This window comes from Anaerocolumna sedimenticola (genome assembly GCF_009931695.1).
Taxonomy (GTDB): domain Bacteria; phylum Bacillota; class Clostridia; order Lachnospirales; family Lachnospiraceae; genus Anaerocolumna; species Anaerocolumna sedimenticola.
Genome location: NZ_CP048000.1, coordinates 2,203,761 through 2,228,284 on the forward strand (window position 1 = coordinate 2,203,761; position 24,524 = coordinate 2,228,284).

Consider the following 24,524-nt stretch of genomic DNA (forward strand, 5'->3'; position numbering starts at 1 on the left):
ATTTCGCAGGGTAACAATCGAGGCGTGGCTCAGCTTGGCTAGAGCGCTGTGTTAGGGACGCAGAGGTCGCAAGTTCAAATCTTGTCGCCTCGATTTTTTATGTAAAGAGATAAGCAGAGAGCGACAGGGCAGATTAGAACCCGTTCAAATCTTGTCGCCTCGATTTTTTATGTAAAGAAATAATCAGAGAGCGACAGGGCAGATTAGAACGATAGAATTATTTTAATTCTGTCGTTTTTTTTATGTAAGAGAGCTTGTATGAATAGAATCAAAATATTAGGCATATAAACTAGTACAACGTTCTGGAATTAAAGCAGGTATTTAGCAAATGTTGTTACTATTATTTTAGACTATTCATGGAAGCTTTCTTTTATATTATATAAATAATATAACGTTGGGAACTTATAACCTTGTAACTATTGGAACTAACCGGAAATCCGGTTAATACAGTAATTCCCAATAATGTTCCGTAACATGATACCGTAGGTTACACTGCAGCCTTCTATTTTGAATAATTGCCATACAGGAATAGACAATTACGGGAAGACCGGCAAAATGATCCTCCTTTGACGAGAGAATGCTTTCTATTTTAATATTATTATCATCACCGTACAGGTCTTTATATTGGAAATATAATGGTTTAATTTTTCCTGCAGGATTAAATGCAGCGATAACTCCAGTTTCCAGTTTGGAGTAAAGAATGCCGCTTTGTGAATTAGCAGATGGAAAATCAACGGAATACGAAGTATTAAACATAACGATTATCCCTCAATTCTAAAAAAAGAACATTTGTTCGAAAGTTTCAAAATCATTATACCGAAACTATAAAAGCAAGTCAAGGGGGAATCAAAGTGAAATTAAAAATAATTTTCAAGAAAATGGTTTGCTAAAATTGAAAACAATATTCAACAAGAGTTGACATTGTAAGGCCAGGGAGTTATAATAAACTCAAAAGGAAATGATAATTATTCTCAATAAGAAATTATTGGAAAGGTGAACAGTTTATGACTCTTAAAGATGGACAGATTGGACATAGTTATGTTGTAAAAGATTTAAAATTAGATACACAGGTAAGACGAAGACTGGAAGCATTAGGGTTAATAGGCGGCACCAGAATACAGCTTTTGAATCAGAATACGGACGGTGCAGTTGTATTCAAAGTCAGAGGAACCAGGCTGGCAATTGGGAATAAGATTGCGGAAGCCATCTTTATCGAGGAGGCAGCCGGATGAAAGAAGAATTACAGGTGGGATTTGTAGGAAACCCAAATTGCGGAAAAACCACTCTTTTTAATGCTTATACCGGAGCCAAGCTTAAAGTAGCGAATTGGCCAGGGGTAACAGTTGAGAAAAAAGAAGGTGTTTTTCGATTTCATAATCATAAATATAAACTGGTAGATCTGCCCGGTACTTATAGTTTAACCTCTTATACCATGGAAGAAAAGCTGACGAGACAATATATCTTAGGTAATGATGTAGATGTTATTATTGATGTTGCGGATGCTTCCAGCTTAGAGAGAAATTTATATTTAACCCTGCAATTAATAGAATTAGGGAAACCTGTAGTATTAGCTTTAAATATGATGGACATTGTAGAGGAGCGGGGAATGGAAATTGACCTCCACCGGCTGCCTGAAATGTTAGGAATACCGGTTATTCCTGTTTCCGCCAGAAAGAAAACCGGTCTTGATATCTTAATGCATGCAGTTGCTCATCATGTATCAAAAGAAAAAGATAATAATCTGGAACATCATCATGGTAAACGGATAACAGAACAAGATTCTCCCGCAAATAAAAAGCATAAAGAATTGACCGTTGTTTATTCGGATGAGCTAGAATATAAAATTTATAAAATTTGTAAAATATTAAAAGAAAAATACCCCAATATGAATAACGTAAGATGGCATGCCATTAAGTTCTTAGAGCAGGATACAGAGATTATGAAACAGTACCCGGTGAATTTGGGCAGACTTGTGGAGCGTAGTTATGAAACGGATATCATTAACCAGAAATATGATTTTATAGAGGAAATCATTGAAGAAGTTCTGGTAAATAAAAATAAAAAAGTGGAAGCAACAGATAAGGCAGATAAAATACTTACCAATAAATATCTCGGAATGCCAATTTTTCTTTTTATTATGGCAATGGTCTTTTTTTTAACATTCACAATAGGGGATGCGTTAAAAGGCATATTTGAAATAGTATTAAATGGATTCTCCGATATAGTACTTAGATTCTTAACGGTAACCGGAACAGGTGATGTGCTGACTTCTCTGATTGTTGATGGAATTATAGCGGGAGTAGGCGGTATTTTAACCTTTTTGCCTAATATCTTTATTTTATTTCTGGCTTTGGCATTTTTAGAAGACAGTGGTTATATGTCCCGGGTTGCCTATGTCATGAATAGCCTGATGGGTAAAATCGGTTTATCCGGAAGAGCCTTTATTCCTATGCTGCTTGGATTTGGATGTACGGTGCCGGCAGTAATGGCTTCCCGTACTTTAGAAAATGTAAAGGACAGAAGACGTACCATCATGATTACGCCCTTTATGTCCTGTAGTGCTAAGATACCTATTTATGTGTTAATATCCAGTATGTTTTTTGAAAAATATGCTACCCTTGCTGCATTTTCCATGTATATAATCGGGTTAATTCTTGGTATTCTTACTGCTTATCTAATGAATAAATTGGATAGTAACAAAAATCAGGATAAGGTCATAAATACATTACTGATTGAATTACCTGAGTATAAAGCACCCAACGGAAGAACCATATTAATCTATGTATGGGATAAAGTAAAAGACTATCTTACAAAGGCTGGGACCACTATATTTCTTGCTTCCATTATAATATGGTTTATTCTGAATTTTGGTTTTCATGGCATGGTAGAGGATATGTCGGAAAGTTTTGGAGCTATACTCGGCAGGTATTTAGTCCCTGTGTTACGCCCGGCAGGTTTGGGTTTGTGGCAGGTAGCAGTGGCCTTAATATCAGGCCTTGCGGCAAAGGAAGTTGTTGTATCCAGTTTCAGTGTGCTGTTTGGCATTACCAATATTAATTCGGCAGAGGGGATGAATAGTTTGGTACAGATACTAAAACCAGCCGGTTTCGGAGCATTAAATGCCTATGCTTTAATGATTTTCAGTTTATTATATACACCTTGTGCGGCGGCCATGGGTGTAATTGCAAGAGAATTAAAGTCAGTAAAATGGACCTTGTTCACAATATTTTTCCAGCTGATTATTGCATGGCTGGCAGCGGTTCTGGTCTTTCAGGTAGGAAGTCTGTTGTTGTAGAAAGGAGCAGAGTATGCCATATATTATAGGTGGATTAATTGTAATCTATGCGGGTTACGTTATTTATAAGAAAGTAAAAGCGGTAAAAGCAGGAAAGTTTTGCAGCTGCGGCTGCGGCGACTGCCCTTCTAAAATAAAATGTATGGATGAAAAATAAACGTAAAGTGCAGGTACTTCTATGAATTTTAAAGATAAAGTAGTTGTAATTACAGGCGGTGCAGGTGGAATCGGAAAAAGGATGACAGAAGAATTTATGGCAGCAGGATCTAAAGTTGCTGTTATTGACTTAGCTGCTGATGGTGTAAATCCGGACTTTTTTTATCAGGGTGACATAGCTGACGAGGCTGTTCTTACCCGTTTTGTTTCAGCGGTTATTAATAAGTATGGTAAAATTGATTATCTGATTAATAATGCCTGCTTAAGCCGTAAAGGAATACTTTCCGGATGTAGTTTTGATGACTTTAATTATGTGTTAAGAGTTGGGGTGACAGCTCCATATATATTGACGAAACTCTTTTTAGATTATTTTAAAGAAAAGGGTGCTGTTGTAAATATATCCTCGTCCAGAGCTTTCATGTCCCAGGCGGATACGGAAAGTTACACAGCTGCCAAAGGTGGAATTTCGGCGTTAACCCATGCTTTAGCTGTAAGTCTTGCAGGAAGAGTACGGGTTAATTCCATCGCGCCGGGATGGATTGATACAACAGAGAGCAAATGGAGTGAGGAAGACGAAAAACAGCATCCGGTAAAACGGATCGGTAATCCTTTAGATATTGTAAAAACAGTTATGTTTCTTTGCAGTGAAGACAGTGGTTTTATAGACGGAGAAAATATAACCGTTGATGGGGGAATGACCAAACTTATGATTTATCATAATGAGAACGGCTGGAAATATGAAGAATTTTGAGTCGGGGGAATATCTGCAAGTACCAGTTTCATAGCTTAACCGTTTAAAGAATCAATTAGGTATCCATATCACCTGAATTTAACAGCATAGATGATTAAAAATGGCCGAAGTCCGGAATTATCGGGCTTACGGCCTTAACTTTTTCTTGGAAATCCTTAAGTGCTTATAACCGAATAGATAATAATTATGCTGCAGGCGGCTGTATTCGGTTTTACTTAAACTTAAGGCATCTGTTTTATACTGTATTTTTACATTCACTTCTAACTATCCTGCTATGATCAGAGCGACGACCAGTAATTTTATTAAACTTCTAAGTTACATATCAATATACTCCTTTAAAAAGCAATAGATTCGGGCCATATCAAAGCATAGGTATCAGCCTGTGGAAAATAAAATAATTTATTTTAACAAACTATGTGAATTTATCACATAAAATTGAGTAATTATGACACCGATATCATAATTAAATCATCTAAATATCAGAATTTATCCAAATATTAGGAACTTTGAAGTAAAAATTAATAAATACTCCATGTTTTCCCTTGACAAATTGGAAAATATTACATATAATTACCATATATTTATGACATCGATATCACAAGGAGGATAAATTTATGTACGACGGTCTATCAAATAACATTGGTAATTTACATTTGCTTTCAAATGCGTTAACACGTTCAATCAGTCCAGAGAATTTTATGGGGGAAAAAGGTAAGGGCGGAATGTGTGAACTTAAAGATGGTTCAGCAAAACACGCTGCCCGTGACCTTGGAAAGGCATGGAAAGTTAATCCGTATATTAGTATTAAAGCGGGTGAGATTTTTGAAATTGCGAATATTGACGGACCAGGTGCAATCCAACATATATGGATGACACCGACAGGAAAGTGGAGGAATACAATTATTCGTTTTTATTGGGACAACTTAGAGAAACCATCGGTAGAATGCCCGGTGGGCGATTTCTTCTGCAGTGGCTGGCAAAATTATTTTCCTGTTTCGACACTTGCTGTTTGTGTTAATCCGGGCAGTGCATTCAACTGCTATTGGACAATGCCTTTCAGAGAAAATTGCCGTATAACGCTTGAGAACAGAGCTGAAGAAGATGTAGTTTACTACTATCAAATTGACTACACCCTCACAGAGGTACCGGAGGATGCAGCTTATTTTCATGCACAGTTCAGACGTGTTAATCCATTGCCGTACAAGGATGTTTATACAATTCTTGACGGTGTAAAAGGAAAAGGCCACTATGTTGGAACATATATGGCATGGGGCGTGAATAATAACGGATGGTGGGGCGAAGGCGAAATTAAATTCTTTATGGATGGAGACACCGAATACCCAACAATCTGCGGAACAGGTACAGAGGATTATTTCTGTGGCTCCTATGATTTTGAGGATCCGTATACACATGATAAATACTTGGATTTTACAACACCTTACGGTGGTTTCTATGAGGTCGGAAGAGACGAACTCTATAAGAGTCAGAAAAGATTTGGAATGTACAGATTCCACATCACAGACCCTATCCGCTTTAATAATGACTTAAAAGTAACAATTCAGGCATTGGGCTGGAGAGAAGGAGGCAGATATCTTCCGCTTCAGGATGATATTTCTTCTGTTGCTTTCTGGTATCAAACAATTCCTGCAGCAACATTCCCTCCAATTGGAGATAAAGATTTTCTAGAGATAGTATAACTTATCGGAAATTGTTTTTCAAATTTCCGATAAAAGGCGCTGTTTTTGCGCCGTGCATCCGACTATAGGAACACGATTTTGTTCCTATAGTATAACTTATCGGAAATTGTCTTTCAAATTTCCGATAAAAGGGGCTGTTTTTGCGCCGTGCATCCGACTATAGGAACACGTTCTTGTTCCTATAGTATAACTTATCGGAAATTGTTTTTCAAATTTCCGATAAAAGGCGCCGTTTTTGCGCCGTGCATCCGACTATAGGAACACGTTCTTGTTCCTATAGTATAACTTATCGGAAATTGTTTTTCAAATTTCCGATAAAAGGCGCTGTTATTGCGCCGTGCATCCGACTATAGGAACACGTTCTTGTTCCTATAGTATAACTTATCGGAAATTGTTTTTCAAATTTCCGATAAAAGGCGCTGTTTTTGCGCCGTGCATCCGACTATAGGAACACGTTCTTGTTCCTATAGTATAACTTATCGGAAATTGTTTTTCAAATTTCCGATAAAAGGCGCTGTTTTTGCGCCGTGCATCCGACTATAGGAACACGTTCTTGTTCCTATAGTATAACTTCGAATATTGCCGCCCTGGTTAAAACTGGCATCGATTGCAGAAAAACTATGGTTGATAAAAATACTCCATCTGCTGTGGAAATGTTTAAATGGAAATCGGCAAAAAAGAAAATCCGGAACCGTATAATTGTTGCGGCCGGATAATATAACGATTACCGGGGAAGCGCTTGGCTTCCTGGAAACAGAAATCCCAGCCCGGTAACAATACATAAAGTGGTATTCAGGCGGAACACCTGGAAAGTTGCGAGATTATGAAAAATAAACATCGTTTATTCAACTGTGTTATTTATGTTAGTGTTTTTGTTTTAATTATACTGATACTATTTGTTGGTGACTTTTGGTTACACGGTAAGGTTAAAATCGATTGCTTTGTATATGATCCATGCGGAGGGTGTTTTGCGGATAACATTCCATGCAAACCCTGTAAAGTTGTGTTGGAGATGGAACAATTTCTTTATAACAAGGTTGATGAGCTTGGGTTGAGAGAAGTATCTGATATAAATGTATATAATACAATGAATGACACCCAAAAGAACTTGCTTAACGGGAGAGTCCAAACGGAACCTGAGGTGGAATACCCTGTGCTGTTTGTTAACGATACGGCATTGTTTGGATGGAACCAGATCAATACGGGCATTGATAAACTGTTGTTAAAAACAGCAAGAGTAAAACCCTCTTTTTTTGTTAAAGCAGACAATTCAAGCAATGAATCTTTTCTTCAGGAGCAAACAAAAAAACCGCTTGCCGTTTATTTTAAGATGGAAGACTGCAGATCTTGTAAAAAGACAGAAGAATATTTAGCTGGGAAGGACAATTTTAATGGATTATGTGAGATAGTGACATACAATCTTGATAGTGCGGATACGATGAGGTTATTTGAAGAGTACTGTAAAAAATATGGTGTGAATTCAAAAACTGCAGGCGCTCCCATAATATTTATTGGAGATGCTGCTTTAGAGGGATTTGAAGAAATAGATACTTTTTTGGAAGTTTATATTGAGAATGGTTATGGTTCAAAAACATGTATTATTAAAGCGAAAAACGAGAAATAATTGATAATTGTGTTGCCGGTATCAAAGTGTTTCTTTGCCGAACTATGCATTTTCTGAAATAGTTTGTAGTGCATAAGCGTTTACATACATAGTTCATTAGAACCGCAGTCACAAAATAGCCACGTTCATTGGAAACAAACAGTTGTTTCTTAAAAATATATCATAGTATGGAATGAAGATCCATGTTATATGTATGAAAGCTGGGGATAACTGGAGGTTTCTTGAAAATAAATCTATTATCAAAAATATGAGGAGGAACGGTTATGAAAAAGAGTATACTAAAAAAAGCCCAGTCTGCACTTTTGATTTTCTGCATGTTATTCAGCTTAACAGCCTGCGGCGGCGCGGAAAGTACTTCATCGGAATCAGGTAAGAGCGAGGCATCTGACAGCGATTCCAAACCGGTATCAACGGATGGAAAAATGACAGATGTCGGAACCCCAAGAAGTGAGACATTGATTGTTGATATTCTCAGCGGCCGTATAGCCAATCCGGATTTGTACAATCCATATGTCCCCGGCAACGTACCGATGGATGCGGGCGTGCATCAGTTAATACATGGATATTTATGGGAAATTGACACGGTAAAGGGTGAGCAGTATCCTGACCTGGCTGCTACTATGCCTGAGCAGGTTGAAGGCAAGGAGAATACCTATACATTTAAGATGAAAGAAAATCTTAAATGGTCGGATGGTGAGGCTCTTGACGCTCACGATGTAGCATTTACATTTAATATGCTTCTGGAGAGCAAAGAGTTAGCTTTTGGTGCAGTTGTAAGAGAAACAGTTGTATCTTGTCAGGCTCTCGACGATTTAACGGTTGAAATTGTAACGCATAATCCGGAACCCAAGCTCTCTCAGAAATTCGGTGTTACTATTTTTGGTAACGGTCTCTGCATTGTTCCCGAGCATGTTTGGAAGAATGAGAATCCTGCGACATTTACAGATTCCAATCCTTTAAGCTCAGGCCCATACATTCTTAAGGATAAGGATCCTCAGGGATATTGGTTCCTCTATGAAAAGAGAGAGGATTGGAAGAATACGGCAGTTGGTCAAACGGTTGGTGAGCCTGGACCGAAATATATTCTCTTTAAGAGCTTCGGTACGGAAGAAAAGAGAATTATGGCTGCTATTTCAAATGAAATTGATGTTCTTCAGGATATTACACCTGAGAGCTGGGAGATTTTGAGAAAGAAGAACACAGAGAGCATGGCATGGTATTCGGGATTCCCCTATGCTGATACTAACGACCCATGCGAGCGTGGGATTGGCTTTAACTGCTCAGACCCGATTTATGGAAACGTTAATGTACGTTGGGCACTTGCGCTTGCAACAGATATTAAGAGTGTTTCTCTTGCTACTTTCAGCGGCATGCTCAGAGTATCACCTTTACAGTTGCCTCCTACGGATGTTCTTATGGATACCTACCATAAGCCGATGGTAGACTGGCTCAAAGCATTCACACTTGAAGATGGTTACAAGCCATTTGATGATAGCTACGCTAAGGAAATTGTTGAGGTTTTGAAGCAACAAGGTATGGAAGGCTTACCTGAGACGGAACAAGATATTATTGATGTGTTCGGAGTTGGCTGGTGGAAGTATGATGTTGAACAGGCAGCAAAAATGCTTAACAAAGAAGGTTTCACAAAGAAAGATGACACTTGGTATAAGCCGGACGGAAGCGTTTGGGAAATGTCCATTTTAGCACCGGCTGATTTTGAAATCCAGTCTATGAGACTTGCCTTTGCAGTTGCCGATTCATGGAATAAGTTTGGTATTAAGGTTACAGTTGTTCAGCAAGATGCAGCCACATTCTGGAATAATGAGGCGACAGGTAATTTTGAGGCCGGTTCCTATTGGCCGGCTTGTGGAATTATGCCTGATAGCTCTGTAAACATGGAGCACTGGAACAGCAAGTATATAGTTCCGACAGGTGAGCAGGCTCCGGGTAACCGTTACCGTTGGGGCGGCGAGACGAATGATAAAGTTACAGAAAAACTTAACGAACTCATGCAACTGCCTTCTGATGACCCAAAGGTTATTGACGGCGTTACAGAGATTTGCAAGCTTTTTGTAGAAGAATTACCATTCATTCCTATGTTCGGAACCTCTAAATTCGTACCGGTTACAACACATTATTGGACTGGGTTCCAAACTGCAGAAAACGACTTTGAAGGACCTTGGTGGTGGTGGTCACAGTTTAAATATTATACCCCACATTTGAAACCAACAGGTAATTAAGTGAAAGTCCGCCAGGGTGGCTGTACTGGCGGACTGTTTTATCTTATCTCTTAGGAAAGTTCGTCCTATGAGCTAAAAATACTCCGCGGGATGCGCGTGTACACACATAAGGATAATATCCTTTGGGAAATTGTCACTTAAGTGACAGCGCGTCAGCGCCAGAGTCTGGCAAGCCAGACTCTTTCTTATAGGAAATTGTGTGATTGGAGGCTGTTTATGAAATTTTTAAAATTTTTATGCTCCCGGTTAGTTACATTTATATTTGTAATAATATTGGGAATGACAGCAGTGTTTTTAATTCCCAGGTTTATGCCGTCTGATCCTGTTGAAGCTATGCTAGGTCAAATGACAAGTAAATCAAACTCTATGGACATGGCGGCTATTGATGCAATGCGTAAGACCTTGAATGAAAATTTCGGACTTGAGGGTACCCTGGGTGAACAGTATTTGGGATATATGAAAAGAGTTATTTTTACTCAGGATTTCGGTCCTTCCCTTACAATGTATCCGGTTCCGGTCAAAGATTTAATTGCGAATTCTTTGCCATGGACACTGGGTCTTTTGGGAATTTCAACAATTATATCGTGGTTGATCGGTAATAGTATTGGATTACTTGCAGGGATTAGAAAGGATAAAACATACTCTAAAATACTTGAGGGGATAGCTATATGTATATATCCGATTCCTTACTACATATTTGCTTTAACACTTATAATGCTGTTCGCCTATATTTTCCCTATATTCCCGTTAAGTGCTAATTTCAATGTATCAGGCTTTTCATGGGAAAATGTAAAGACCATTATTTGGAATTCCTTGCTTCCTGCACTTTCTCTTATATTAACAGGTACCGGCTGGTGGGTTATATCCATGACCACACTTTCCCGTAATACCAATGAAGAGGATTTTGTTGCATTTGCAAGAATGAAAGGATTAAGCGAGAGAAAAGTTATCGGAAGATATGTTTTGCCAAACACAATTCTTCCGCAAATTACCATGCTTGCATTACAAATTGGGACAATTTTTAACGGCGCATTGATAACAGAGATTCTATTTAACTATCCTGGCATAGGTTCTCTTATTTACAGAGGAATTTTACAGGCCGATTATAACCTGATTATGGGAACGATTACTATTTCAATTTTTGCGGTTACAACTACAACATTGATTGTTGACCTGCTGTATCCGTTTATTGATCCCAGAGTCAGGTACAATTAGGAGGGGTAGTATGAAAAATTGGAATTTCAGATTGAAACTAGGTGTGGGTTTACTGAGTATGTTTTTGGTTATTGGCTTCGTTTTTCCGCTTTTTTATTCGGGAGATGTGACAGATTGGAATGCATATCCAACTAATCTTAAACCAAGTATGGAACATTTTTTAGGTACTAACAGCTTGGGTCAAGACATTTTCTGGCTGTTATGCAGATCTATTCAGAATTCATTTCTGATTGGTTTGTTTGTTGCATTTTTTTCAACTCTTATTGGTGTTCTTATGGGACTTGCTGCCGGATTTAAGGGAGGAATTATAGATAGAATAGTTATGTTGATTGCCGATACCTTTATTGTTATCCCGTCGCTGCCAATTCTTATTTTGCTGGGAAGCTTAACAAAAGGCAGTGCATCCTTGTTCCTTATAGGCGGCGTTCTTATTGTTTTTAACTGGCCCTGGCCGGCACGGCAAGTGCGCTCCATGGGATTAAGCTTAAGGGAAAGGGATTACATCAGTACAGCAAAATTTTCCGGAGAAAGCACGATCCGTATATTGGTTAAAGAAATATTTCCGTTTGTTAAGGATTGGTCGATTGGTAACTTTATCAATACGATTCTCGTCGCTATTGCTTCTGAATCCGGACTCGCAGTGATCGGAATGTCAAGTAACAGCAATGCAACATTAGGCACAATGATTTACTGGGCAAACCAGCATCAAGCGATGCTTGGCGGTAAGTGGATCTGGATTGGCGCACCTGTTGTTGCTATTTGCTTTATTTTTATCGGCCTGTTCCTGTTCATGACAGGACAGCAGCAATATTCCGCATTAAGGAGGGGCAAATAATGTTGGAACTTAATCATGTCAGTGCACGCTATAATATGCTTACCAGCTTTGTTAATGCAGTTGATGATGTAAATTTTAAAGTTGAAAATGATGAAATATTTGGAATAGCAGGAGAATCCGGTTGTGGTAAATCTACATTGCTTAAGGTTATGTATGACTTGTTGAATTATCCTCTTGAAATTTCCGGCGGCTTTGTAAGGCTTTATAAAGGTAATTCCGAAACAGATTATGTGGAAAGCGGAAAACTTAAGGACTGTTGGTGGAAAGAAATTTCCTATGTTCCCCAAGGCGCAATGCACGTTATGAATCCGGTTGCTAACATTGAAAATCAGTTCTTTGATACTGTAAGCCGCGGGTACCATGTAAAAATGACTAAAAAGCAGATAAGAGAAAAAGTTGCAGCTTATTTGGAAGATCTGGAACTTTCACCGGATGTGCTGAAAGCTTATCCTCATCAGCTTTCCGGAGGCATGCGCCAACGTGTTTTAATTGCACTTGCTACATTCTTAAATCCCGGTGTAATATTGGCGGATGAACCAACAACTGCGTTGGATGTTGTTGTTCAAAAGGACATTCTTACAATGCTTATGTCGGTACAAAAAAGAATGATGAACTCTATGGTGATAGTTTCACACGATATGGGTGTTCATTATCAGGTTACAAAGCGTATGGGCATTATGTATGCCGGACAGATGATTGAAATTGGACCTACGGATGAAATATTTGGTAACCCGAAGCATCCTTATACAAAAATGTTAATAGGTGCACTTCCTAAGGTTGGTGATAACAGCCAAAAGGAAGGTATACCGGGAACTCCGCCAAGCCTTAAAAATCCTCCGGATGGATGTCGTTTTGCCGACAGATGTAAGTATGCTGCCAATGAATGCCGCAATATCAGACCTCGGACGGTTCAAGTAGGGGAAAAGCATTTTGCCGCATGTTTATTACTGGAACAAGCTTCGGGAGGTAGTGAATAATGGAAACTAAAAATATACTTGAAATAAGCCATCTTAACCGTGAATTCCGGATTGGTGGTATGATTTTGGGAAATAAAATTATGGCAGTTGATGATGTTTCATTAAAAATGCCATCTGATGAATCCTGGATTATGAGTATCGTTGGTGAGTCAGGAAGCGGTAAGACAACTCTTGCAAAAATGATATTAGGTCTGCTGGATATCTCCGGCGGGAATATTATTTTGGATGGAAAAAGCATCAACTATCACATGAAGCATAAAAAAGAGTTTTATCGGATTGTTCAGCCTATTTTTCAAAATCCGTTTACTAATTTTAGTATGAAGCGGACAGTAGACTGCTATCTATATGAAACAGCGTTGAATATGGATATGGCAAAAAACAAAGATGATGCGAAAGAGGTTATTACTGATACCTTAAAAAAAGTTGGATTGAGCTATGATCAGGTTAAGAATAAGTACCCGAACCAATTCTCCGGTGGTGAGTTGCAACGTATTTCTATTGCCCGTGCACTTATCACGAAGCCGAAAATTATAGTTGCGGATGAGCCGGTTGCCATGATAGATGCATCATTACGAATGAATATAGTTAATATATTTAAAAATCTGAAAGAGGAGTACGGTGTCAGCTTTATATATATTACACATGATCTTTCAACAGCATATTACGTTAGTGATTATATTGCCACAATGTATAAGGGCAGCATGATTGAATTCGGAAAAGCCAGAGAGGTTTTGGAGAATCCTGGTCATCCATATACGGAGCTTCTTCTTGAGTCTATCCCTAAGGTTGGAGCAAAGTGGAGCGGCAAGGACAGACCTCACATGGAGGATGCGGAAAATAAAATAATGAATGGTGTGGGTTGTAAATTTGCTAAAAGATGCCCTTATGCAAAAGATGTATGCTTTCAAAAATCTCTGTCGATGGTAAAATTGAACGAAAGTCATAAAACTTTATGCATTAAGCAGAACAATTATAAAGTTGATTGATAAAAAAGGCAGGGAGACAGGATGAAAATAGAAGTATATTTAAAAAAGATTGTTAGAATTAGTGTTCTGTGTATAGTCATATTAACAGTTACTTTCTTAGTTGTTTTGGCACATAAACCAAGTACAAGAAAGACAAATGGGGTGAAACTCCTGAATTTCTCTACCGGTGAAAAATTACAAGGATATACGGTGTGGGATTCACAGGGAAAGGAGATTGATATTTCTGATATTACAGGGAAAGAAACTCTTGTGGTCTTTGCGATGAAGGGATGTAAAGATTGTATTGCCGATTTTGACGCCTATCGCATTCTCTTCTCTCTTTATAACAGTGAAAATTTTTCCGTTGTGTTTGTGTGGGATGATAAAATTCCGCAGGAGCAGCTTGATAAGATGAATATTCCTCCGGAAGATTCATTTTCCGCAAAAGGAAAATATAAATTTACAGATTGGGTGCCAAGCTATTATTTTATAGATGAAAACGCTATGATTACGGCACAAACCACTAAGATTTCTGAGGTTGCAGAGCTTTTGCCCCAAACAACTGTAAATGCTGATAACATGATGTCTTTGTCCGGCGGTGTTCCAATTCTGTTGGGTGTGAGCGGTTGCGGAGCGTGTAAAAAGGCAACGGAGACGCTGGAACAAGATGGAACCGACTATTTATATTTTCTGCAAGGCGAAAAGTTGAATGAAGATACTGATGAAAATATATTTATTGATACAGAGAAGCTGATATCAAAAGCTTTTAATATTAAAGAATATCCTGTATACATTTATGTGGATTCTGCTGGGAATGTGGTAATTGAGGAAAAATAACTGCAGACAGAGTACTACAGCCTGTGTAATGTCAATTTCCAATTACTTGTGAAGTCTGCGCAGGAATACCATAGTATTGCAGGTTTTTTAACCTTACAAGTAAGTCCCCACGCTTCTTAGCGTATCGGACCAGAATATTGGCTTTGACTTAATATTGCCCAACCCATAGATTCTAAAGATGGGATTTGGGCATTTTTTATCTCATAAAAAAGTTCGTCTTATGAGATAAAACCCTCAGAGGAATGTGTATGGATGTGTACCTCGCTAAAAGACAGTATATTGCTACGAGGTATGTTCTGACGCGATAGTGTCGGCGAGCCGGCACTTTGTTTTATCATTTAAATACCCGGGTATGGACAAGCGTGTTATAATATAAAGTATTAGGTGTGTTGCCAGATATTTTAGAAAAGTCAGAAAAAATGGAAGGGGTGTTGTGTATTGACCACTATTTATGATATTGCAGATAAAACAGGGTTGTCCGCTTCCACTGTTGCCAGAGCATTGAATGGAAGTGGGTATTGTAGCGATAAAGCTAAAAAAAAGGTGTTTGCTGCAGCGGAAGAATTAGGTTACGTTCCTTATCAGGCAGCTAAAACCCTTAAAAGTAGTATAACGAATAAGATTATGTTTTGTATTCCTGATATCATGAATCCATATTACTTTGATATGATTAAAGGAGTAACACAGACATTGGAAGATTACAACTACAATATTCTTCTGGCTTATACTATGCATAGTCCTGAAAAAGAATTGGAGATTCTCAATTCGTTAAAAGGGCGTTATGTGGATGGTCTGATTTTTGGTTCGTTTGACTACAATCCTACGTTGATCGAAGCGATTAAAGATACGGGATTGCCTACCGCTATAACGAGTTTCTATGAGAATTCGGAATATCATAATTATTATGATTGCATCTATGCGAATCAATCGCGTGCGGCTTGGATTGCAACACATCATTGCATTGAGAATGGCCATACCCGAATTGCATTTTTGGGAGGCGACCCTAAAGAACAAAATACGAAAGAACGTTTTGAGGGTTATTGCAGGGCACTGGAAGAATCCGGGATTCCTGTCGATAACACTCTGATTATTAATGCGAATTTTACAAGGGAGCTTGCCTTGCAAAAATTCCAGCAATTTATTAGAAATGATGGTAAATGTACCGCAGTTGTGGCTTGTAATGACTTGATGGGTATAGGATGCATGAATGCTTGCAGTATGCTTGGGCTTAAAGTGCCGGATGATATTTCTATTGTATCTTTGGATAATACCGAATATTGCTTATGTACCAATCCGCCAATGACATCGGTTGATATGATGCAGGGTAAAGTTGGAACTGAGGCAGCAAGGCTTGTAATGGATAGAATTTTAAATAAGCGTAGTTACCGAACAGATATCGTATTTTCTCCGGAAATTATAAAACGGGAATCCGTTAAAAAAATAACATTATGATCTTTTTATCCAAGTGCTCCGGCGAGTGAATTACTTACTCCTGAATAATGTGGAATATTGGAGTGTAGTTTCCGCTTTCTGGAACATCAGGAAGATTTAAAACTTGTTATTCCTTTCATTTCATTGGTTCTTATATAAGTAATTCCAACTTTTTCTTGCATTCTGCCTCGTAATGATTTGATTCTGTTTTCCATTTCCCGCATGGTTTCTGACAGACTATTGAATATCTTTCAATGCTTTTTTATCTACCCTTCTAAGATTATCAGAAAAGATAAAGAAAATTTAAAAATAAAAAAGGAAATATGCAGGTTTGGTAGAATATTAATAATATAGGGTTTATTTTATACGGAAAGGGGAATGAAAAAGATGAATATTCAAAGTGAATTGGTTAATTTTCAGAAAAAGATCAATATGCGCCAAAAGCTGGAACAAAGAGAACATGAATATTTAAGCCCTTATGCTGCATTCAGTGACAGTTCCAGTGGAAGAGATATTTATGAGGAACCCTGTGATATTCGCCCCATTTACCAGAGAGACCGGGACAGAATCCTCCATTCCAAATCTTTTCGCAGATTAAAACATAAAACCCAGGTATTTTTAGCTCCTGAGGGAGATCATTACCGTACAAGATTAACGCATACGCTGGAAGTATCCCAGAATGCAAGAACCATCGCAAGAGCCTTACGTCTAAATGAGGATCTGGCAGAGGCTATTGCATTGGGACATGATTTGGGACACACCCCTTTTGGACATGCTGGAGAACGTGCCCTGAACCATATCTGCCCGGAGGGATTTGAACATCATATTCAAAGCATTAGGATAGTGGAATTATTGGAAAATCACGGGAAAGGTTTAAACCTTACCAAAGAAGTCAGGGATGGCATACTAAACCATCAAACGAAAGGTTGCCCGAGTACACTGGAAGGAAAGATAGTCCGACTGTCGGATAAAATTGCTTATATCAATCATGATATTGATGATGCCATCCGGGGTCACATCATTACGGAGGAAGACATTCCAAATGAATATACGGATATTTTGGGTCACAGCCCAAGAGAAAGACTGAATACCATCATACACGATATCGTAAGTCATAGTGAAGATACCGATGAGATTACCATGTCACCTGAGATAGAAGAGGCGATGTTTGAGATGCGAAAATATATGTTTCGTAGTGTATATACCAATCCTGTAGCAAAAGGAGAGGAACAGAAAGCAGAAGCAATGCTGATACACCTGTTTGAGTATTATATTAAGAATTTAGAGCTTCTTCCGGAGGAGTATCTGTATATGATGGAGAGCAAAGGGGAGACGGCAACCAGGGTGGTATGTGATTATATAGCCGGTATGACGGACCGCTATGCGGTGGCAAAATTTACGGAATTATCCATACCCAGATCCTGGAGTATTTATTAAGGTTTCTGAATATATTCGCCGGTAACAAAACCATATTTGTATAGACGTTTAGATATTTAAATATATAGGGGGGATTATTTGTGTTTGAAAAGGAAGAAATACTTCACGGAGGTAATGTCAATAATGTTGTGAGGATCGGAAATACCGTTCACCGTTCTGTAAACTGGAGCCCGTATGTGCATGAACTGCTTCTATATTTAGAAAAACAAGGTTTTGACGGGGCACCCAAGTTTATCGGTATTGATGAGAAAGGCTGTGAAATATTATCTTATATTGAGGGAGAGGTTTCTGGAAATGATTATCCTGATTTTAAGCCTTATATATGGTCTGAAGACTCACTTATAAGATGTGCACAACTATTACGGCGATATCATGATGCAGTTCAGGGGTTTATTGGAATTTCGGACTATTATACAAATGAAGAACACAATGCTGTACCTGGGAAATGGGAGAATGAAGTAGTCTGCCATAATGATGCTGCACTTTATAACATCGTTTTTAAAGATGAAGTACCGGTAGCTCTCATCGATTTTGACCTGGCCAAACCAGGCCCGCGTATTTGGGATATCGTATATATGCTTTATACATCAGTACCTCTAGCGAGTTTTGCCATCGATTACAATACTGGTAAATCAATTCCTTATAACCCGGAATTACACGCAGCGGACCGAACTCGCAGGATTTCCCTTTTCATGGATGCTTACGGTATAAAAATACCTCATAATATCAAGGAATGGACCATAAGCCGTATTAAGGCTTTATGTGATACTCTTACAATTGGCGCTGCAAATGGTAACGAAGCTTACCGGAAGATGATTGATGAGGGGCATTTGGCACACTATAAGTGGGAAATAATTTTCTTAAAAGAACATTTTAAAGATTGGATGGAATAAAATATGCAAAATTGTAAAATTATTTTAATTTTAATTTTTTAAAATATCTTATAAAAATACAAAAGTTTCAGTGACCTTTGGGATCGGATTTAGCTTTTGTATTTTGTCAATTTTGCATGGTATATAGATACAATATTGGAGTTTCAGCAATTACTTATATAGAAAAATACAAGAAAGGAGAGTTCCATTGTTTTATCCTGAAGAATTAGTAGAAGAAATCAGAATGAAAAATGACATTGTGGACGTTATCGGTTCCTATGTCAAGCTTCAGAAAAAAGGCGGCAGCCATATGGGGCTCTGCCCGTTTCATAATGAGAAATCTCCATCTTTTGCCGTCAGCGGTGCAAAACAGATGTATCATTGTTTTGGCTGCGGCGTGGGTGGAAATGTATTTACATTTATTATGGAATATGAAAATTATACTTTTGTGGAAGCTTTAAAGTTTTTAGCAGGCAGGGTGGGGGTAAACCTTCCCGAAGCAGAGTATAGTGAAGAAGCAAAAAAGCAGGCAGGGCTAAAGAACAGACTGCTTGAAATCAATAAAGAAGCTGCCAAGTATTTTTATTATCAATTGAAATCGGAACGTGGACAAGCAGCTTACGGGTATTTAACAAACAGGGAAATCTCCGATGATACCATAAAACAATTTGGGTTAGGGTATTCCAATAAAACCGGAGATGACTTATATCAATACCTAAAACACTTAGGATATGAGGACAGTATTTTAAGGGAATCCGGTTTGATCAGTTTTGATGAAAAGAAAAAAGTATATGATAAATTCTGGAACCGGGTAATGTATCCGATTATGGATGTAAATAACCGGGTAATCGGTTTCGGCGGACGTGTTATGGGTGAGGGAACACCGAAATACCTTAACTCACCGGAGACAAAACTTTTTGATAAAAGCCGGAATTTGTACGGACTTAATTTTGCAAGGGTTTCCAGAAAACCGAACATGATAATCTGTGAGGGTTATATGGATGTGATCGCTTTGCATCAGGCAGGATTTACCAATGCCGTAGCTTCTCTGGGAACGGCGTTCACAGGACTTCAGGCTAACCTGTTAAAGAGATATACCAATGAAGTATTATTAACCTACGATAGTGATGATGCGGGAATAAAAGCGGCGTTAAGGGCAATTCCCATCTTAAAGGAAGCCGGTTTGACTGCCAAGGTTGTTGATATGAAACCTTATAAGGATCCGGATGAATTTATCAAAGCACTGGGTGCGGAAGAATTTAAGAAACGAATGGAAACTGCCAGGAATGCTTTCTTATTTGAAATAGAGATTTTAGAACGGGATTATGATTTGAGTGATCCGGAGCAGAAAACCAGGTTTTTTAACGAAACGGCTAAGAAAATGCTGGTGTTTACGGAAGAAATAGAAAGGAATAACTATATTGAAGCAGTGGCTTCCAAGTATTTGGTAGGTTTTGAAAATCTGAAAAAATTAGTTAATCGTTATGGTGCACAGATAGTGGTAGGGCAGAATGACCAGCCTAAGGAACGAAGAACGGATGGGGGAAGACAAAAAAACGTTCCTGAGGATGGAATCCGGCAGTCCCAGAAAATACTCCTTACCTGGTTAATAGAAGATACGAAAATATTTGATAAGATAAAAGGTATTATAAGTCCTGATGATTTTACAGAGCAATTATATCAGCAGGTAGCCGGGATGTTGTTTGAACAATATGAAACAGAACATGTTGTGACACCGGCTAAAATAATCAACCGTTTTGAAAGCAAAGAAGAACAGAATGAAGCAGCCTCCCTTTTTAATATGGAGATGCGGGGAGAAATGAGTGAGTCTGAGCGGAAAAAAGCATTGGAAGAAACCGTAATGCGTATCAAGAAGAACAGTTTGGATGCACAGAGTAAAAAAGCCATAGAAAATAATGATATTCAGGCACTTCAGATTATTATCAGGGAACAGGCAGACTTACAGAAATTGCATATTTCTTTTAATGATGGTTAGAATACTAGTATCTATTTAACGGTTAATTCTAAAGGAGGATGGATAAATAATGGATGAGAGCATGGTTAAATTTTCGGAAAAACTAAAAGAGCTTTTGGTTTTTGCCAAGAAAAAAAAGAACGTCCTTGAATTTCAGGAAATAAATGATTTCTTTGTCGATTTTGATATGGACCCTACTATGGTTGAGAGAATATATGAATTTCTTGAGGCTAATAATGTGGATGTACTTCGAATAACAGATGAAGAAGATGATATCATATTAGAGGATGATGAAGACTTAGAAGAAATTGATTTCTCCATACCGGAGGGAATCAGTATTGATGACCCTGTAAGAATGTATTTAAAAGAAATCGGAAAAGTACCGCTGCTTAGTGCAGACGATGAGATTGAACTGGCAAGAAGAATGAAAGTCGGAGATGCAGATGCCAAAAAACGGTTAGCTGAAGCAAACCTTCGTCTGGTTGTCAGTATAGCAAAGCGTTATGTAGGCAGGGGTATGATGTTTTTGGATCTTATACAGGAAGGTAACTTAGGTCTGATTAAGGCTGTTGAAAAATTTGATTATACAAAAGGTTTTAAGTTCAGTACTTATGCTACCTGGTGGATCAGACAGGCCATAACCAGAGCGATTGCCGATCAGGCAAGAACTATTCGTATTCCGGTGCATATGGTAGAAACCATCAATAAATTAATCCGTGTTCAAAGACAGCTCCTTCAGGAATTAGGCAGGGAACCATCTCCGGAAGAAGTGGCGGTTGAAATGAATATACCGGTGGAAAGGGTAAGAGAAATTCAAAAGATTTCCCAGGAACCGGTTTCGTTGGAAACACCTATCGGTGAAGAAGAAGACAGTCACTTGGGTGATTTTATACAGGATGATAATGTTCCGGTACCGGCGGATGCGGCTGCATTTACCTTGTTAAAAGAGCAACTAATTGATGTACTGGGTACTTTAACGGACAGGGAACAGAAAGTTCTAAGGCTCCGTTTCGGTTTAGATGATGGACGAGCCCGTACCTTGGAAGAAGTGGGTAAGGAATTTAACGTAACAAGGGAACGAATCCGCCAAATTGAAGCGAAGGCATTGCGTAAGTTAAGACATCCAAGCCGAAGCCGTAAGTTAAAGGATTATTTGGAATAACTTTGCATAAAATGAACAGAAGAAAGAGGATATCATGCAATTATCAAAGCGTTTAAAGGCAGTTGCAGATACTGTTACGATAGGAAACAGGGTTGCTGATGTAGGATGCGACCATGCCTACATATCCATATATCTCATCAAAAATAACATAGCTCCGAATGTAATTGCAATGGATATAAACAAAGGTCCCTTGCAACGGGCTAAAGAGAATATTACAAACCTTGGATTTAATAAAAATATTCAGACCCGACTATCAGACGGATTACAAAAACTGGAACCGGGAGAAGCAGACACCATACTGATAGCCGGAATGGGCGGAGCCCTTATGATTAAAATATTGGATGAAGGCATGAAAGCAGTAGAAAAAAGTACCGAGTTGATTCTACAACCCCAATCGGAAATTAATCTGGTTCGTAAGTTTTTACACCGTATTGGTTATGATATAAAAAAAGAACAAATGGTAAAAGAGGACGGAAAGTATTATTTTATCCTAAAAGCAGTGCCTGAACCCCATATAACCGATTATAAACGGGAAGTATTTTACCAATACGGCAAATTATTATTGGAACAACAAGAACCGCTTATGATGGAATATTTAGAACGGGAAAATAGAATCCGTGGCGATGTAAAGACGGAACTATTACTTAACCCAACCGAAAAAGCTCTGGAACGTTTAGGTGAGGTTAATCAGGAGATTGCATATATTGAAGAAGCATTAACTTATTTTAAATAATCTCTGGAGGTCTTTTTATGCAGGAAATGATTCAGGCAGAAATAAACGGTAACATTAAGGAATATCCGAAAGGCACTTCCTTGCTTGAAATCAGTAAGGAGTATCAAAAGGATTTTAAGAATGATATCATATTGGCTTTTGTAAATGGCCGGTTAAGAGAATTGCAGAAAACGGTAGAGAAAGGATGCAAAATCCGTTTTGTAACTACTGCGGAAGACGCAGGACATAAAACATATAACAGGGGATTAACATTAGTTATGTTAAAGGCGATTTACAGTGTAATTGGCTCCCCCAATATCCGAAAAATATCCATAGAGTATTCTGTGGGAAACGGACTTTACTGCCAGACAGATACAAAAGAACCCATTTCAAAAGAACAGTGTCTTGCAATTAAAGAGAAGATGAAATCCTTAATTGACAAGGATCTTCCGATTACCAAAAAGTCAATTGGTACGGCGGATGCCATTGAATTATTTAAGCAATATGGAATGTATGATAAAGAAAAATTATTCCGGTACCGCAGGGTGTCCAAAGCCAATATCTACAATTTAGAGGGCTTTGAAGATTATTATTATGGTTTTATGCCTCCAAGTACAGGATATTTAAAATATTTTGACCTTTTTCCATATGATGACGGCCTTATGCTCATATTACCGGAAAAAAGCAATCCCAGCATATTGGAGCCTTTTAAAACCCAGGATAAGCTATTTCGAACATTAAAGGAGTCAAACCGCTGGTCCCAGGCCATGGGAATTGATACGGTAGGGGCATTAAATGATGCGATTGTTGATGGAAAAATAAATGATATTATTCTGACCCAGGAAGCATTACAGGAGATGAAAATCGGTGAGATAGCGGAAATGATTAAAACATCAGGGAAGAAACTGGTTATGATCGCCGGTCCGTCTTCTTCCGGTAAAACTACATTCTCTTACCGTTTATCCATACAGCTTAAAACTCATGGTTTAAATCCCCATCCAATAGCAGTGGACGATTATTTTGTAGAAAGAGAAAATACACCCTTGGACGAGGAAGGAAAACCTAATTATGAATCCCTGGATGCGATTGATCTGGAAGCATTTAATAAAAACATGACGGATCTATTGCAGGGAAAAACAGTGGAACTGCCGAGTTTTAACTTTAAAACCGGACACCGGGAATATAAAGGCAACTATAAAACCTTAGGTCCGAATGATATATTAGTGATTGAAGGAATTCATGGTTTAAATGATAAGCTTTCCTACAGCCTTCCGAGAGAGAAAAAATTCAAAATTTATATCAGTGCCTTAACCTCCCTTAATATCGATGAGCATAATCGGATTCCGACGACGGATTTAAGGTTACTCAGAAGAATGGTCCGGGATTCCAGAACCAGAGGTGCCTCCGGTCAGAAAACCATTAGTATGTGGCCTTCTGTTAGGCGTGGCGAGGAGCAGAATATCTTCCCATTCCAGGAAGATGCAGATGTATTTTTTAATTCCGCTTTAATTTATGAACTTGCTGTTTTAAAACAATATGCCGAACCTGTTTTATTTGGTATCGACAGGGAATCCGAAGAGTATGTGGAAGCGAAAAGGCTGCTTAAATTTCTGGATTATTTTTTGGGAGTTAACAGTGAAACCGTTCCGCAGAATTCAATCTTAAAAGAATTTATCGGCGGAAGCTGTTTTAAAGTTTAATATGAAAATATTTCTTTCTACCTTAGTATTTACTTTCATAGTTTTTCATGTTAAAATGTCATTCTGTGAGTAGCACAGATGATCGCGCCTATTAGCTGCCGAAAGGCCTTAGGTGAGGAAAGTCCGAGCTTCATAGGGCAGAGTGCCGGATAACGTCCGGTAGAGGCGACTCTAAGGATAGTGCAACAGAAATATACCGCCTGTTTTCTATTATGGATGCAGGTAAGGTTGGAAGGGTGGAGTAAGAGACCACCGCCTGGTTGGTAACAACCAGGGCATATGTAAACCCCACTCGAAGCAAGACCGAATTTAAAGCGATACGGCTGCCCGTCGTGCTTTAGGGTAGGTCGCGATTTGCATAAAAGGTTATCTGCCCTGGCAGATGACTTAAGCAAATGAGCCATATGGCAACATGTGGCAAAGATAGATGATCATTTAATACAGAACTCGGCTTATAGTGCTGCTCATTTAAAAAGGTTTAAACACTGCTCTTTCGGGTAGTGTTTTTTTTATGTAACAGGAATTCAGTAAATTTCCTGTAAAAAGCAATCCGTGCAGGATGCGTAGGGATACGCAAGAGGATAATACCCTTTGGGAAGATTGTCACTGAAGTGACAGCACGTGGGCGCTAGTGTCCTGCAAG

Annotated in this window: 20 protein-coding genes, 1 tRNA gene and 1 other RNA gene; 21 read left to right on the plus strand and 1 reads right to left on the minus strand. The window is 38.5% G+C overall.

Features of this window, described 5'->3' with window-relative positions:
• Positions 1-18 precede the first annotated feature (18 nt).
• Positions 19-93: transfer RNA gene (locus Ana3638_RS09740), tRNA-Pro, on the plus strand.
• 348 nt (positions 94-441) lie between these two features.
• Here the strand turns inward: Ana3638_RS09740 and Ana3638_RS09745 are convergent.
• A complete protein-coding gene (locus Ana3638_RS09745; protein ID WP_161837847.1) occupies positions 442-756 on the minus strand; it encodes a hypothetical protein in 315 nt (104 codons plus the stop codon).
• 248 nt (positions 757-1,004) lie between these two features.
• Between Ana3638_RS09745 and Ana3638_RS09750 the strand changes: the two genes are divergently transcribed.
• From Ana3638_RS09750 to rnpB, 20 genes are all read left to right on the plus strand, one after another.
• Positions 1,005-1,232, plus strand: a complete 228-nt coding sequence (locus tag Ana3638_RS09750; RefSeq protein ID WP_161837848.1) for a FeoA family protein — start codon at positions 1,005-1,007, stop codon at positions 1,230-1,232.
• Positions 1,229-3,295, plus strand: a complete 2,067-nt coding sequence (feoB, locus tag Ana3638_RS09755) for a ferrous iron transport protein B (protein WP_161837849.1) — start codon at positions 1,229-1,231, stop codon at positions 3,293-3,295. Before Ana3638_RS09750 ends, feoB begins: the two co-directional genes overlap by 4 nt.
• A gap of 13 nt (positions 3,296-3,308) precedes the next feature.
• Positions 3,309-3,452: a FeoB-associated Cys-rich membrane protein gene (locus Ana3638_RS09760; RefSeq protein WP_161837850.1), complete on the plus strand. Its 144-nt coding sequence runs from the start codon at positions 3,309-3,311 to the stop codon at positions 3,450-3,452.
• Between the two features lie 21 nt (positions 3,453-3,473).
• Positions 3,474-4,202, plus strand: coding sequence for an SDR family oxidoreductase (locus Ana3638_RS09765; protein WP_161837851.1), 729 nt, complete (start codon positions 3,474-3,476; stop codon positions 4,200-4,202).
• Positions 4,203-4,816: 614 nt separating this feature from the next.
• Positions 4,817-5,899 carry a glycoside hydrolase family 172 protein gene (locus tag Ana3638_RS09770; protein ID WP_161837852.1) on the plus strand — a complete coding sequence of 361 codons (1,083 nt, stop codon included), beginning with the start codon at positions 4,817-4,819 and terminating at the stop codon, positions 5,897-5,899.
• A gap of 823 nt (positions 5,900-6,722) precedes the next feature.
• Positions 6,723-7,523, plus strand: a complete 801-nt coding sequence (locus Ana3638_RS09775; RefSeq protein ID WP_161837853.1) for a hypothetical protein — start codon at positions 6,723-6,725, stop codon at positions 7,521-7,523.
• A gap of 263 nt (positions 7,524-7,786) precedes the next feature.
• Positions 7,787-9,763: an ABC transporter substrate-binding protein gene (locus Ana3638_RS09780; protein WP_161837854.1), complete on the plus strand. Its 1,977-nt coding sequence runs from the start codon at positions 7,787-7,789 to the stop codon at positions 9,761-9,763.
• A 216-nt stretch (positions 9,764-9,979) separates the two neighbouring features.
• Entirely contained in the window at positions 9,980-10,978 is a 999-nt protein-coding gene (locus Ana3638_RS09785) for an ABC transporter permease (protein WP_161837855.1), read from the plus strand.
• Between the two features lie 10 nt (positions 10,979-10,988).
• The gene (locus tag Ana3638_RS09790; protein WP_161837856.1) at positions 10,989-11,813 is read left to right on the plus strand and encodes an ABC transporter permease; all 825 of its coding nucleotides are present in this window, start codon (positions 10,989-10,991) and stop codon (positions 11,811-11,813) included.
• Complete coding sequence (locus tag Ana3638_RS09795) at positions 11,813-12,790, plus strand: ABC transporter ATP-binding protein (protein ID WP_161837857.1); 978 nt, start codon at positions 11,813-11,815, stop codon at positions 12,788-12,790. The genes Ana3638_RS09790 and Ana3638_RS09795 overlap by 1 nt, the downstream gene beginning before the upstream one ends.
• On the plus strand, positions 12,790-13,776 hold the full coding sequence (locus Ana3638_RS09800) for an ABC transporter ATP-binding protein (protein ID WP_161837858.1): 987 nt from the start codon (positions 12,790-12,792) through the stop codon (positions 13,774-13,776). The genes Ana3638_RS09795 and Ana3638_RS09800 overlap by 1 nt, the downstream gene beginning before the upstream one ends.
• Before the next feature lie 21 nt (positions 13,777-13,797).
• A complete protein-coding gene (locus tag Ana3638_RS09805; protein ID WP_161837859.1) occupies positions 13,798-14,592 on the plus strand; it encodes a hypothetical protein in 795 nt (264 codons plus the stop codon).
• 438 nt (positions 14,593-15,030) lie between these two features.
• Positions 15,031-16,044 carry a LacI family DNA-binding transcriptional regulator gene (locus Ana3638_RS09810; protein ID WP_161837860.1) on the plus strand — a complete coding sequence of 338 codons (1,014 nt, stop codon included), beginning with the start codon at positions 15,031-15,033 and terminating at the stop codon, positions 16,042-16,044.
• Positions 16,045-16,401: 357 nt separating this feature from the next.
• Complete coding sequence (locus tag Ana3638_RS09815) at positions 16,402-17,460, plus strand: deoxyguanosinetriphosphate triphosphohydrolase (protein WP_330587966.1); 1,059 nt, start codon at positions 16,402-16,404, stop codon at positions 17,458-17,460.
• 80 nt (positions 17,461-17,540) lie between these two features.
• Positions 17,541-18,353, plus strand: a complete 813-nt coding sequence (locus Ana3638_RS09820) for a phosphotransferase (RefSeq protein ID WP_161837861.1) — start codon at positions 17,541-17,543, stop codon at positions 18,351-18,353.
• Between the two features lie 187 nt (positions 18,354-18,540).
• Entirely contained in the window at positions 18,541-20,328 is a 1,788-nt protein-coding gene (dnaG, locus tag Ana3638_RS09825) for a DNA primase (RefSeq protein ID WP_161837862.1), read from the plus strand.
• Between the two features lie 49 nt (positions 20,329-20,377).
• Entirely contained in the window at positions 20,378-21,469 is a 1,092-nt protein-coding gene (gene rpoD / locus Ana3638_RS09830; RefSeq protein WP_161837863.1) for an RNA polymerase sigma factor RpoD, read from the plus strand.
• 34 nt (positions 21,470-21,503) lie between these two features.
• Positions 21,504-22,202: a tRNA (adenine(22)-N(1))-methyltransferase gene (locus Ana3638_RS09835; protein ID WP_161837864.1), complete on the plus strand. Its 699-nt coding sequence runs from the start codon at positions 21,504-21,506 to the stop codon at positions 22,200-22,202.
• A gap of 26 nt (positions 22,203-22,228) precedes the next feature.
• Positions 22,229-23,881 carry a nucleoside kinase gene (locus Ana3638_RS09840; RefSeq protein ID WP_161840509.1) on the plus strand — a complete coding sequence of 551 codons (1,653 nt, stop codon included), beginning with the start codon at positions 22,229-22,231 and terminating at the stop codon, positions 23,879-23,881.
• A 66-nt stretch (positions 23,882-23,947) separates the two neighbouring features.
• An RNA gene (rnpB, locus tag Ana3638_RS09845) (RNase P RNA component class A) lies at positions 23,948-24,352 on the plus strand.
• Positions 24,353-24,524: the final 172 nt, after the last annotated feature.

Excerpts from the sequence above, each read along its gene's own strand:
- Ana3638_RS09780 (WP_161837854.1), top strand. The coding sequence starts at position 7,787 with ATGAAAAAGAGTATACTAAAAAAAGCCCAGTCTGCACTTTTGATTTTC.
- Ana3638_RS09775 (WP_161837853.1), top strand. The coding sequence starts at position 6,723 with ATGAAAAATAAACATCGTTTATTCAACTGTGTTATTTATGTTAGTGTT.
- Ana3638_RS09800 (WP_161837858.1), top strand. The coding sequence starts at position 12,790 with ATGGAAACTAAAAATATACTTGAAATAAGCCATCTTAACCGTGAATTC.
- Ana3638_RS09795 (WP_161837857.1), top strand. The coding sequence starts at position 11,813 with ATGTTGGAACTTAATCATGTCAGTGCACGCTATAATATGCTTACCAGC.
- Ana3638_RS09765 (WP_161837851.1), top strand. The coding sequence starts at position 3,474 with ATGAATTTTAAAGATAAAGTAGTTGTAATTACAGGCGGTGCAGGTGGA.
- Ana3638_RS09770 (WP_161837852.1), top strand. The coding sequence starts at position 4,817 with ATGTACGACGGTCTATCAAATAACATTGGTAATTTACATTTGCTTTCA.
- Ana3638_RS09750 (WP_161837848.1), top strand. The coding sequence starts at position 1,005 with ATGACTCTTAAAGATGGACAGATTGGACATAGTTATGTTGTAAAAGAT.
- Ana3638_RS09805 (WP_161837859.1), top strand. The coding sequence starts at position 13,798 with ATGAAAATAGAAGTATATTTAAAAAAGATTGTTAGAATTAGTGTTCTG.
- Ana3638_RS09745 (WP_161837847.1), bottom strand. The coding sequence starts at position 756 with ATGTTTAATACTTCGTATTCCGTTGATTTTCCATCTGCTAATTCACAA.
- rpoD (WP_161837863.1), top strand. The coding sequence starts at position 20,378 with ATGGATGAGAGCATGGTTAAATTTTCGGAAAAACTAAAAGAGCTTTTG.
- Ana3638_RS09760 (WP_161837850.1), top strand. The coding sequence starts at position 3,309 with ATGCCATATATTATAGGTGGATTAATTGTAATCTATGCGGGTTACGTT.
- Ana3638_RS09840 (WP_161840509.1), top strand. The coding sequence starts at position 22,229 with ATGATTCAGGCAGAAATAAACGGTAACATTAAGGAATATCCGAAAGGC.
- feoB (WP_161837849.1), top strand. The coding sequence starts at position 1,229 with ATGAAAGAAGAATTACAGGTGGGATTTGTAGGAAACCCAAATTGCGGA.
- Ana3638_RS09815 (WP_330587966.1), top strand. The coding sequence starts at position 16,402 with ATGAAAAAGATGAATATTCAAAGTGAATTGGTTAATTTTCAGAAAAAG.
- Ana3638_RS09785 (WP_161837855.1), top strand. The coding sequence starts at position 9,980 with ATGAAATTTTTAAAATTTTTATGCTCCCGGTTAGTTACATTTATATTT.
- Ana3638_RS09790 (WP_161837856.1), top strand. The coding sequence starts at position 10,989 with ATGAAAAATTGGAATTTCAGATTGAAACTAGGTGTGGGTTTACTGAGT.
- Ana3638_RS09835 (WP_161837864.1), top strand. The coding sequence starts at position 21,504 with ATGCAATTATCAAAGCGTTTAAAGGCAGTTGCAGATACTGTTACGATA.